Origin of the sequence: Tenacibaculum amylolyticum, assembly GCF_964511145.1 — a bacterium.
In the GTDB taxonomy this organism is placed as follows: domain Bacteria; phylum Bacteroidota; class Bacteroidia; order Flavobacteriales; family Flavobacteriaceae; genus Polaribacter; species Polaribacter amylolyticum.
In genome coordinates this window covers 16,922-29,660 of the sequence record NZ_CAZEFZ010000029.1, presented here as the reverse complement: position 1 = coordinate 29,660, position 12,739 = coordinate 16,922, and the positions used below count along the sequence as shown (strand labels likewise).

Here is a 12,739-nt window from a genome sequence, read left to right as displayed (position 1 = left end):
CAAAAGTTTCTAATTACAGGTGTTAAGTCAGTTTTTTATGAGTCACAATGTTGTGAAACTTAACAAATAACGACATAAGTGTACTATTAATAATTTCTGACTTGATTGCAGTAATAGTTGTATCGTGTGTGCTTTTTAGTAAAGATAAAAATGGAAGTAAATTAGAAAGATGTTTTTTAGGAATAAGAATAGTTTGCGTGTTAAAAATATGTAGAAAATGAAATAAGTTTTTTTCACTAATATTTTTTGTAATAAAACCTTCTTCAAAAGAAATTACATAACCTTTTACTGTAGGTGTTTTATGAAACGCATGTACTTGATCTTTTGATAATGGAATTATGGTACCTGTTTTTAATGGTATTTCTTTAAAATCTATAAAATGTGTGCTTTCTCCTTCTAATATAACAAGTAAAGCATGAAAAGCTATTCGATGTGGAATAGACAAATCATAACCACTCATATTGCATCTTTTATAAAGTTCTTCTAGAGAAATAAACTCAAAAGGAATAGGTTGGTTTACAAATCTAGAAAATACAATATTTTCTATGTGTTGTTTCATAGAAAGACTTAAATAAAATTAATGCATAAAAAAGCGACCCTAAGGTCGCTTTTCTTTATTTCTTAACTAACTCGTAGTTTTTATTCATTTTTAATTCGCTAAGAACATTTAAAGCTTCATTTAAGTAAATGTCTTTTTTCAGATTCTTATGCCAAGCTTCTCGTTTATCTTTTAAAACAGTATCATTTTTGAATAAAGGCTTTTCATATGTAGGTGATTCAAAAGATAATTTAGAGTCAAATTTAAAGATGTCTTTAAACTTTTTAGCTTCATCCTGACGAACTTTAGAGGCTTTTTTGTAATCTTTATAGTTTAATGAGTAAGTATTATCATCTTGATTTTTCTTTAACCATTTAGCATACTCATTTATAGAAACAAACTTAGGATTCACATTAATTCGTTGCTTACTATTACTAATTACTTGATTAAAATTAGTATAAGAATTTACTTTGTTATAGTTCGCTTTTTTAACGCTATCCCAAGGTAAAGCGCCATCTAAATCACGCTCTCCAAATTCCATATAACTATAACGATCTGGCATTGCAATATCAGAATATACTCCTTCTATTTGCGTAGAACCTCCATTAATTCTATAAAACTTTTGGATTGTCATTTTTAAAGCTCCTAAATCATCTGGATATTTACTTACATAGTAGTTTAAAGGTAATACGTTTTGTACTGTACCTTTTCCGTAAGTTTGTTTTCCTCCAATAACTACAGCACGTCCGTAATCTTGCATAGCTGCAGCAAAAATTTCAGAAGCTGAAGCCGACATTTCATTTACCATTACTACTAAAGGACCAGACCAGTGAATTTTAGAATCTGTGTCATTTTTAATAATAGCTGGTTCTCCTCTATATTTTACTTGTACAATAGGTCCTTCATCAATAAATAAACCTCCTATATCAATTACAGTTTTTAAAGAACCACCACCGTTATTACGTAAGTCTACAATTAAACCTTCTACACCTTCTTTCTTTAATCTTTCAATTTCTTGTTTCATATCACTAGCAGCATTACGCTTCTTAGTGTCTTTAAAATCTATATAGAATTTTGGAAGATTGATAACGCCGTACTTTTTTCCATCTTTTTCTACAATACTAGACTTTACAAAAGTTTCCTCTAACTCAACAATATCTCTAACAATTGGAATTACTTTGGTAGAACCGTCTATTTTTTTCTTTACTGTTAAACGTACTTCTGTACCTTTTTTTCCTTTGATAAATGTAATTGCATCATCTAAACGCATTCCTACAATATCTAAAGGTTCACCATCACCTTGTGCAACTCCTAAAATAATATCACCAGGCTCTAAGTCTCCTTGTTTCCATGCAGGACCTCCAGAAATTAACTCTACAATCTTAGTATAAATTCCTTCTTTTTGAAGACGTGCACCAATTCCTTCTAATTTTCCAGACATGTCTTGGTCAAATCTAGATTTTGTACGAGGAGACATGTAAGTTGTATGTGGATCGAATCCACTTACAACACTATTTAAAAAAGTAGAATACCAGTCAGAGTTTTGTAATTCTTCAATTCGGATATATAGATCCTCCATATTTTTCAAAACTTCTGCACGTGCTTCCTTTTCAAGCTCTTTGAAAGATTTTTTTACTGTTTTTTTATCCTTCTTGTACTTTTCTTCTTGTTGCTGCTCAGCATCTTGAACTCTACTTAAAATCTGTAGTTTTAATTGCTTACGCCAGTGGTTTAGCAATTCATTCTCGTTTTGAGCAAAAGGAACCTTTTCATAATCAATATCAATTTCTTCTTTTTTATTATAATTAAAAGGTTGCTCTAATAAAGCAGCATATGTTTGCTTAGCCTTTTTAATTTTTTCTAAAAAACGGCCATATACTAATTTGTAAAAATCTAAATTAGCATCTTTTAATTGATTGTCTATTTGATATTTATATTTAGAAAACTCTTTTAAATCTTCTTGAGTGAAGTAACGTTTACTTGGATCTAAACTATTTATAAACTCATTGTATACGTGTTCAGAGAATGTATCATTTAAGTCTTTTTGAACATAATGACCTCTGGTTAAAATGTTTTTAAGTACATATAAAATTAATTGATCTTTTTCTGGGTCTTTTTTTGTAGGTACATCAGCTGCTTGAATTGAGCTACTGATGAAAAAAAATGTTAGTATTGGGATTATTAATTTCATCTTCATAAATCTTCTATCTTTTAAAATGAATAAAATTAGTACATGTTTATTGCTAAGCTACTAAAATAATGCCAATTTTACTAGCTCTTTTTCTTTTTGTAAATTCCTCTAAAGGCTTCTCTTAATATTTTGTTTTTTGGACTTACAAAATCCCATATTTGGGTAACTGTGCCATCGGCATTATGTATCCAAGTAATTCGGTTGTAATAATCTCCTTTAGATGATGTAACTAAATCGCTACTTAAAATCATTTTATTACCTTCAAATTTACCTTTTGTTGCTAGCACATATCCTTTATTATCAATCCATAATTGATGCCATTTTTTATCGGTATTATCATAATAACTATAACTCGTTCCTAATGAAGCATTGTTTTGCGATGTCCAGTTTTCTTGAATAGCACAAGCATTAGGCATTGCTAGAATAGTATTAGTACCGATTAACTTATTGTTTACGTCGTAAACATTCCAATCACCAACCCAAAAATCAAACTGTTGATATTCTGGAGAAGTACAGGCAGATCCATTTGCGTTTTGAGCACCTATCGCAACATAAAAGAAGGACATAAAAAGTAGTGCTGCTACTGTTATTACTCTTACCATAACTCTAATTGATTAGTTTACTACAAGTTTACTGATTAATTCGGCAGAATTATCTTTACAAAATGTTAAAAAAGGCAGGGGATTTTTAATGTATATTTGTTGATTAGAAAATAAAAAATTATGCAAGAAAAACCTTTAATTTTAGTAACAAATGATGATGGTATAACTGCCCCAGGACTTAGGATGCTTATTGAAATTATGAATGAAATAGGTGAAGTAATTGTAGTTGCACCAGATAGTCCTCAAAGTGGAATGGGACATGCAATAACAGTGAATAATGTTTTGCATTGCAATCCAACTTCTATAGACGAAGGTCCACAAATAGAATACAGTTGTTCTGGTACTCCAGCCGATTGTGTAAAAATGGCAAAAAACAAAATTCTAAATAGGAAACCTGATTTATGTGTTTCAGGAATTAATCACGGAGCAAATTCTTCTATTAATGTAATTTATTCAGGTACAATGAGTGCCGCAGTTGAAGCAGGAATTGAAGGAATCCCTGCTATTGGATTTTCACTATTAGATTTTAGTTGGCATGCAGATTTTAGATCTTCAAGAGATTTTGTGAAAAAAATAGCATTAAACGTATTATTAAACGGTTTACCAGACGGAGTTGTTTTAAATGTAAACATTCCAAAGCTTAAGAAAAATGCTATTAAGGGAATTAAAATTTGTAGACAGGCAAACGGATACTGGAAAGAAGATTTCGAGAAACGTAAAAGTCCAATGGGAAGAGAATATTATTGGTTATCTGGAGAATTTGTTAATAATGACAAAGGACAAGATACAGATATTTGGGCTTTAGAAAATGGATTTATTTCTGTAGTTCCTGTTCAATTTGATATGACTGCACATCACGCAATTCAAAAATTACATTCATGGGATTTATAAGAAAAGAAGTTCTAATTGGTATACTAGTTTCATTATTTGCAACAGTAAGTGGGTTGTTTATTTATTTACAATATGTATCTCGTTTTGGTTTTTATGAAACCATTGAAATGATTCATAAAAATGATGTAATGGGACCTGTTATTGCATTGGCAGCATTGCCTAATTTATTTGTGTTTTTCATTTTTCTAAAAAAGAACCAAGAACATAGAGCAAGAGGAGTTTTAATAGCAACTATTATAACTGCAGTAATTACATTTATCCTTAAATTCTTTTAATTAATGAAATATTATATCATAGCGGGTGAAGCTTCTGGAGATTTACATGGAGCTAATTTGATGAAGGAAATCTTAAAAGAAGATTCCGAAGCAGACATCCGTTTTTGGGGAGGCGATTTAATGCAAGCTACAGGAGGAACTTTAGTTAGCCATTATAAAGAACGTGCTTTTATGGGCTTTGTAGAGGTAATTCTAAACCTTCGCAAGATTTTTGGATTTATAGGTTTCTGCAAAAAAGATATTACAGAGTTTAAACCCGATGTAATTATTTTTATCGATAATTCAGGTTTTAATTTACCAATTGCTAAATGGGCAAAAGAAAGAGGATATAAAACAAATTATTATATCTCTCCACAAGTTTGGGCAAGTAGAGCGAGTAGAGTACAGGCAATTAAGCGAGATATTGATAAAATGTTTGTGATTCTACCGTTTGAAAAAGCATTTTATCAAAAGTATGATTATGAAGTTGAGTTTGTTGGACATCCGTTAATTGATGGTATAGCTGGTAGAAAACAAGTAGACGAAGAAGAGTTTAGAAATGCGAATGAATTAGGAGAGAAAGAAATTATAGCATTATTACCAGGTAGTAGAAAACAAGAAATTACAAAAATATTAACTACCATGCTTGAAATGGTAGATAAATTCCCCAAATATCAATTTGTAGTAGCTGGAGCTCCTAGTCAAACTGATGAATTTTATGCAACATTCTTAGAAGGAAAAAACGTAAAATTCATAAAAAATAAAACGTACGATTTATTAAGTATTGCAAAAGCAGCTTTGGTTACTTCAGGAACAGCTACTTTAGAAACAGCATTGTTTAAAGTACCGCAAGTAGTTTGCTATAAAGGAAGTTGGTTATCGTATCAAATAGCGAAGCGAATAATCACTTTAAAATATATTTCTTTAGTAAATCTTATTATGGATAAGGAAGTAGTAACAGAGTTAATTCAAAATGATTTTACTCCAAAAAGATTGGAACAAGAATTGCAAGAAATAGTGGAAGGCCCAAAACGTGAGCAGCAATTTTTAGATTATTTTGAGTTAGAAAATAAACTAGGAGGGAAAGGAGCTTCTAGCAAAGCTGCTAAATTAATTGTACAAGGTGTAAAAAAGTAATACATATATGATAAAAAAAATACTCTTTATATTTTCTGTTTCTTTTTTATTAATGTCTTGTGGTAGTACTAGAAATACAACTACAAGTAGAAGAAGTAAACCTGTTAAGAAAGAGATTAAAAAGTCTAAGAATAAACCTTCTTTATCAGATAAAATTGTATGGACAGCTGTAACCTATAAAGGTGTTCCGTATAGATATGGAGGAACCAATAAAAATGGAATGGATTGTTCAGGGTTGATTCATACTTCATTTAAAAAAAGAAATGTAGCATTGCCTAGAACCTCTAGAGAAATGTATACGAAAGGATATAGAATTCCTTTACGTGCCGTAAGAAGAGGAGATTTATTGTTTTTTACTACGGCAAAAAAGAAAGGAAGAGTAAACCATGTAGGTTTGGTAACTTCAGCAAAAAGAGGAGATATAAAATTTATACATTCTACGAGTTCTAGAGGAGTTATTGTAACCTCTTTAAACGAGCCTTATTGGAAAAGAGCCTTCATCACAGCAAAAAGAGTATTAGATGAGTAGAAAAATCCTCCTTTTTGTAATTATAAGTACACTGTTTTTTATTTACAGATGCTTTAACAAAAAAGAAAGGATATTGTCTGCTACTAAAATCACAAAGCTCATGAATATAGCTTCTTCCTATAATGGAGTTCCATATATAGCAGGCGGAACTACAAAAAAAGGAATGGATTGTTCAGGGTTGGTTACTACTTGTTTTAAAGAAATAGGTATACAATTGCCTAGATCGTCAAGTGCTATGAGTGCTAAAGGAGAAGAGATTTCTTTATCAAACATTCAAAAAGGTGATTTACTATTTTTTAATATAGCCAGATTAAAAGGAGGAATTAATCATGTTGGTTTAGTTATAAATGTAACTAAAGATAACATAGAATTTATACATTCCACTACTTCTAAAGGAGTGATAAGTAATTCTTTAAAAGAACCTTATTGGGATAAAGCTTTTGTAAAGGCAAAAAGAGTACTAAACTAGATTCTTTAAACTTTAAAAATAAAAGGTAGGGTATTTGTTAGGTGAGCTGTTTTATTGCCACTAATGATCACACAATATTAAAATTAAAGTATGAAGAAATTATTACTCATTTTCACATTATTGTTATCTGTATATAATATACAAGCACAAAACAATCAATTAGAAGAGTTTTATACAAATGCTAATCTAGACGAATTAACAGTTTTTTATATAGATGGAGAGTATGTATATTTTGCAGCAGAAGAAGGTGGACAAACTTTTATTAATAAAATTAATTTGAATTCTACAGCTGCAGATAAAGACATTGAAAGAGTAGTTGAGATTGCAGCAGGTTCAGTTAGATTACTTCAAGTAGAAAAAGATTTTTTATATGTTGTTGCTTTTGGTGCAGTGGAGCAGTATAATATTGCATTACCAACTTTTGCTGAAAGAAATGCGAGCCTTCGAGAATATGGACAAAGAGGAGTTCAAGGATTGATTACTCGACCAAGAAAATTATTTATTAGTTATGCGTTTAGCGATAGAGGTAATTTTGAAGGTTTTTATGAATTAGATGATATACATAATAACCCAGTTCGAACTGAATTAGAACCTAACTTAGCTCAATTTGGACAAATAAGCGGGGTATTGTTCAAGAAAAGAAAAGTAATGTATTATGTTACAAGTAATTTCGATTATAATAATGGGAAAGTTTATAAAGTAGATTTAGATAACGATCAAAGACCTATTTATAATACACAAGAGTTGGTAGTAGAATTGACAGATTTACCTTATGATTATACTGCTGTAGGGAGTATAAGTAGAAGAGTTTCTATAAGAGAAATTCTTGTAGACGCTAACGATGATTATTTATACTTATATGAAGGTAATAGAGGTAATGTTTTTCAAATTAACTTAAAAGACGCTGCTGTAGCGCCTAAATTATTGGTGAGTTTTGACGAACCAATTGTAGGGTCTATTGCTGTTAAGGATGAAACCTTATTTGTTTCTGCAAAAGATAAGATTTATGAATACGATGTAACACCACAAGTATTAAGTGTTGAAGGTTTTGAAAAAGATGTATTTAGAATTTATCCGAACCCTACTTCAGATTATATTAACTTTTCTGGTTTAAATGAAGAAACAGAAGTTAGTGTATATTCTCAATTAGGAACATTAGTTGCAAAAACAACAACTAATAAAAACATAGATATTTCTGGATTAACAAACGGAATATATTTTGTGCGAATTAAAAACAGTGTACATAAGTTTATGAAGAAATAAATTTATACCATTACTTATACTAATAAAAAAGCTCAATAATCTATTAAGATTATTGAGCTTTTTTATTTTATGTTAGTTTTAGAGATAAAAGTGTTTGCTGAATTTTTTTAGTGTTTTACTGAAAACACAACCTGATTAACTGAATTTTTTTTAGAGAAAAAATATTAATACTTTCTTTTGCCTCCAAATTAATCCCCCCTACCCAAATGAAAATTATAAGTAACTTTCGTGTTGAGTTATCACCTTTTTTTCTACAAAACCTTTTTAATAAAGTTGAAGTATTGTTATTATAATTAATGTAGGCACATAATTAAAAGGAGATTTGTAAAACTTTTTTTATCTACTAAAAAAAGGGATCTTACTCAAAAACTCAAAGCTTTATATATTATTTATTAACTGATGTCATTTTGTTTGCGAAGATGTAGATAAAGTAGCTTGTTTTTGTTATTAAAAATAACCTTATCAAAGAAGTTAGTAAAATCTCCTCCTTTATTTTCTCTCGATAAAAAATTAATCAGTAACCCCTAAATACCCCCTAAATGAAAACACACAATCATTTAAAAAAAGTGTTTTTTGCTTCTTTTTTGGTAGCAGGACTTATATCTGTTCAAGCGCAAGAAAGAAAAACAAAACACATTAAGGTTCTAAAGAGCTCAAAAGAACCCATGTACAATGCCTCTAAACTTATTAGAGAAAAACTAAAACTAACAAAAAATGAACAGTTACAAAGAGTAAAAACAGAAACAGATGATCTAGGTTTTACACATGAAAAATACCAACAAAGATTTAAAGGGTTAAACGTAGAATTTGCAACCTATAAAGCACATGCAAAGAAAGGTTTATTAACATCAATGAATGGTAAATTGTATGATGTAAACGAGGTGAATATCCAACCTAAGTTAAATAATCAACAAGCCTTTAATAAAGCATTACAAAGTATAGGTGCAGAAAAATATTTGTGGGAAACCCCAAAAGCGGCTAAAGTTATGGGTAACTACAAAAAGCCTGTAGGCGAATTGGTAATTTTACCTAGTGAAGTTATACAATCTAAGGTTCCTAAATTAGCTTATAAATTTGATATTTATGCAGTAAAACCTTTAAGTAGAGGATATTTGTATATTGATGCTACTACAGGAGAAAAATTACTATATAACCCAATAATAAAGCATGCAAGAAAGTTTGGACATTTAGCAAAGTTTGAAAAAGATTCTAAAGTTAATAAGAGAAAAGTTTTAGAAACTCTATTTATTTCAGGAACAGCACAAACACGTTATAGTGGAGCAAAAAACATTGATACCAGAAAAGATGGTAATATATATACATTAAATGATGAATCACGTAAGGTGTATACAAGAAATGCTAATAAAAAAGGCATAGGAAAATATGTTAATGATTATACTGAGTTTGTAGACAATGATAATAATTGGACAACAGCTGAACATAAAGCTAATAAAGATAATGCAGCTTTAGATGCACATTGGGGTGCAATGATGACCTATGATTATTTTAAAAATAAGCATAATAGAGATAGTTTTGATGGAGAAGGAACTCCTATTAGAAGTTATGTGCATGTAGGTATTAATTATGATAATGCGTTTTGGGATGGAACAGTAATGTCTTATGGAGATGGTTCTTCAAACGGACAAGAAGGTAATGGAGATTTTGATGCTTTAACAAGTATTGATATTGCAGCTCATGAAATAGGGCATGCAGTTTGTTCAAATACAGCTGATTTATTATACCAAAGAGAATCAGGAGCTTTAAACGAAGGTTTTTCTGATATTTGGGGAGCAGCTGTAGAACATTTTGCTAAAGGAAATGGAAATAATACAACACCAGATGAAACTGTTTGGTTAATTGGTGATGAAATTGATAGAAGATCAGGGTCTAATGGGTTACGTTCTATGAGTAATCCTAATGCAGAAGGTCAACCAGATACGTACGGAGGTAAAAATTGGATAAAGCCTAATTGTCCTTCACCAGCTATATTTAATGATTATTGTGGAGTACACACAAATTCAGGTGTTTTAAATTACTGGTTTTATTTATTAGTTACTGGAGGCGATGGTGTTAACGATATTGGTAATAATTATACAGTAAAAGGTATTGGTATGAGCAAAGCTGCAAAAATAACTTACCGTTTAGAAAGTGTTTATTTATCTCCAACATCTAATTTTAACGATGCTAAAGATGGAGCTATTGCCGCTGCTGCAGATTTATATGGAGATGATAGTAAAGAAGTACAAGCAGTTATCAATGCTTGGTACGCAGTTGGTGTAGGTGATCTATGTTTTTTACCAGCTCCTAAAAATTTAATAGCAACTGTTATTAAAGATAATATAGTAACTTTAAAATGGAATGCTGTTTCAAATGCAACTACTTATACAGTTAAATTTAATGGTGTAGAAAGTGTTGTAAAAGATACTTCAATAACTTTAGGAGGTTTAGAGCCAGGTACAGAATATACAGGAACTGTAAAAGCGAATTGTTTATTAGGTGGTGAAGGAGCTATAACTAGTATTACTATAAAAACTACAGGAATTAAACCTGAATATTGTGTTCCTGTAGCTTTGGGAGCTAATTTAGAATTTATTGGTAGAGTTCAGTTAGGAACTATTGATAATGAATCAGATAGTGATGGGTATTATTATTTTAATGGTTATTCAGATTATACAACCTTATCAACCAAATTACAAAGAGGAGAAACTAATACAATTGCAGTTACTCCATTTTGGACAGAAGATGTTAACGAAGAGGTATTAGGTGTTTGGATAGATTATAACCACAATAATGACTTTGATGATGAAGGAGAACAAATATTGCTAAACAATGGCTTTAATGAAAATGGAGGAAAGCAAGTTGTATTAGGTGGTGTTTTTACAGGAGTAGAAATTTCAGGAAATTTTACGGTGCCAGCAAATGCTACTGTTGGAGCAACAAGAATGAGAGTATTATTAAGAAGAAAAGCTTTTGGAGAACCTAAACCTTGCCTAGATGAAATTTCTTACGGAGAAGTTGAAGATTATACTGTAGTTATACTTGATGGAGAAGATACAGAAGCACCTGAAGCTCCAACAAATTTAATAGCTACTAATTTAACCGATAATTCTTTCATCTTAAATTGGGATACTGCAGTTGATAATATTGGTGTAGTTTCTTATGTTGTATATCAAGATGGTGTAGAGATCAAAAATACTAGTAAGAAATACTTCTTAATAGAAGAATTAATACCAGACACAAAGTATAGTTTTACAGTAAAAGCTATAGATGGTTCAGGAAACGAATCGGTATTAAGTAAAAAACTTGATGTAACAACATTAAATCCTGATGCAATTAATTGCTCGCAAGTAGTTAATATTAGTGTAGTTCCTTATGAAGATGGTTTTGAATCAAGTTTAATTTGGCATCAAGCATTAGGAGACGATGGTAATTGGTCAAAAGGGGCAGGAAAAACACATGAAATAGATATAAGAGCAGGAGATACAGGACCTAAAAAAGCAGCAGAAGGTTACTATTTTATGTATATGATGACTACCTATTATAAAGGAGATTTTGTAAAAAAAGGAACAAAAGCTATTTTAGAAAGTTCTTGTATAAACCTTAATGGAGTAAATAACCCTTGGTTTACATTTAGAAACCATATGTATGGGCTTGGTATTGGAACATTAAAAGTTCAAGTAAACGATGGTGATAAATGGATAGATATTTGGAGTAAATCTGGCGATCAAGGAAACCAATGGAATACTGTTTCTCTAGATTTAAAGGCGTATATAAACAAAGTAATTAAATTAAGAATTGTAGGTGTATCTGGTGGTATTTTTGGAGATATAGCTCTTGACGATTTAGTGGTTATAAATTCAGTTCCAGATACAGAAGCTCCAAGTATACCAACTAATTTAGTAGCTTCTAATATTACACATAATTCAGTAGTATTAAATTGGGATGCCTCAACTGATAATAAAGAAGTTGTTGCTTATGATGTGTATAGATGGAAGAAGAAAATAGGAACAACAACTACAACTTCATTTAAAGTTGAAAATTTAATAGCAAATGGAAATTACGGTTTTTCTGTTAAAGCAGTAGACCATGCAGGTAATGTTTCAGAAAAGAGTAAGCCTATTAAAGTTAAAACATTAGACTATTGTATTTCAAAATCAAACTCATCAAGAAGTTTATGGATTAATTATGTAGGTTTAAAAGAAATTAAAAACAAAACAAAATTTAATAATGGTTACGGAAACTTTACAGCTAAAAAAGCAACCTTAAATAAGCATTCGTTTAATAATGAATTAACTGTTGGTATAGGTGGTTCAAGCGGTTATTACCCAATGAACATAGCAGTTTGGATTGATTTTAATAGAAATGGAGTTTTTGAAGCTAATGAAAAAGTAATGAGTAGATTTTCTTTTACAACTGGAAATAAAACTCAAAATATACAAATACCAGAAACAGCTAAGTTAGGAGTAACAAGAATGCGTGTATCTTTAAATCAAGATCTTAAAGCACCAAACCCTTGCGGAAAATTTACTGTTGGTGAAGTTGAAGATTACACAATTAGAATTATTGATGATGAAAAGTACATTAATGGTATAACTACTGATGTAATAACTAATGAAACTGAAACTAACACAAGTTTTACACTTTACCCTAACCCAGTTGAAGGAAATACATTATTTGTAAAATCTTTAGGTACTAAAGTTGCTACATATAAAATGCTAAACACTTTGGGGCAAATACTTTTAAACGGAGTATTAACTAAAGAGTTATATATCAATACTTTAAAGCAAGGTGTTTATGTGCTTGAAATTAATAACGGAGGAAAAATTGTAACTAAGAAGTTTATTAAAAAGTAGTTTTAATGTAAT

The 12,739-nt window shown here is 30.3% G+C and carries 10 protein-coding genes; 7 read left to right on the top strand and 3 right to left on the bottom strand.

The annotated features are described in order from the left end of the window. Positions 1-22: 22 nt before the first annotated feature. The 3 genes from ACKTTC_RS10730 to ACKTTC_RS10720 form a co-directional block, all read right to left on the bottom strand. Positions 23-559 carry an AraC family ligand binding domain-containing protein gene (locus tag ACKTTC_RS10730; RefSeq protein WP_408039823.1) on the bottom strand — a complete coding sequence of 179 codons (537 nt, stop codon included), beginning with the start codon at positions 557-559 and terminating at the stop codon, positions 23-25. Between the two features lie 55 nt (positions 560-614). Further along, a complete protein-coding gene (locus ACKTTC_RS10725; protein WP_408039822.1) occupies positions 615-2,735 on the bottom strand; it encodes a carboxy terminal-processing peptidase in 2,121 nt (706 codons plus the stop codon). A 74-nt stretch (positions 2,736-2,809) separates the two neighbouring features. Next, positions 2,810-3,331 (bottom strand): hypothetical protein, encoded by a 522-nt coding sequence (locus ACKTTC_RS10720; protein WP_408039821.1) that lies wholly within the window; start codon positions 3,329-3,331, stop codon positions 2,810-2,812. A 120-nt stretch (positions 3,332-3,451) separates the two neighbouring features. Between ACKTTC_RS10720 and surE the strand changes: the two genes are divergently transcribed. The 7 genes from surE to ACKTTC_RS10685 all read left to right on the top strand — a co-directional run bounded on the left by surE (position 3,452) and on the right by ACKTTC_RS10685 (position 12,727). Beyond that, positions 3,452-4,222 carry a 5'/3'-nucleotidase SurE gene (gene surE, locus ACKTTC_RS10715; protein ID WP_408039820.1) on the top strand — a complete coding sequence of 257 codons (771 nt, stop codon included), beginning with the start codon at positions 3,452-3,454 and terminating at the stop codon, positions 4,220-4,222. Next, positions 4,210-4,497 (top strand): hypothetical protein, encoded by a 288-nt coding sequence (locus ACKTTC_RS10710; RefSeq protein WP_408039819.1) that lies wholly within the window; start codon positions 4,210-4,212, stop codon positions 4,495-4,497. Before surE ends, ACKTTC_RS10710 begins: the two co-directional genes overlap by 13 nt. 3 nt (positions 4,498-4,500) lie before the next feature. Beyond that, positions 4,501-5,613: a lipid-A-disaccharide synthase gene (lpxB, locus tag ACKTTC_RS10705; protein WP_408039818.1), complete on the top strand. Its 1,113-nt coding sequence runs from the start codon at positions 4,501-4,503 to the stop codon at positions 5,611-5,613. A gap of 7 nt (positions 5,614-5,620) precedes the next feature. Beyond that, entirely contained in the window at positions 5,621-6,142 is a 522-nt protein-coding gene (locus ACKTTC_RS10700) for a C40 family peptidase (protein ID WP_408039817.1), read from the top strand. 100 nt (positions 6,143-6,242) lie between these two features. After that, the gene (locus ACKTTC_RS10695) at positions 6,243-6,611 is read left to right on the top strand and encodes a C40 family peptidase (RefSeq protein WP_408039816.1); all 369 of its coding nucleotides are present in this window, start codon (positions 6,243-6,245) and stop codon (positions 6,609-6,611) included. A gap of 90 nt (positions 6,612-6,701) precedes the next feature. Continuing rightward, positions 6,702-7,874: a T9SS type A sorting domain-containing protein gene (locus ACKTTC_RS10690; RefSeq protein WP_408039815.1), complete on the top strand. Its 1,173-nt coding sequence runs from the start codon at positions 6,702-6,704 to the stop codon at positions 7,872-7,874. 539 nt (positions 7,875-8,413) lie between these two features. Next, a complete protein-coding gene (locus ACKTTC_RS10685; protein WP_408039814.1) occupies positions 8,414-12,727 on the top strand; it encodes a M4 family metallopeptidase in 4,314 nt (1,437 codons plus the stop codon). Positions 12,728-12,739 lie beyond the last annotated feature (12 nt).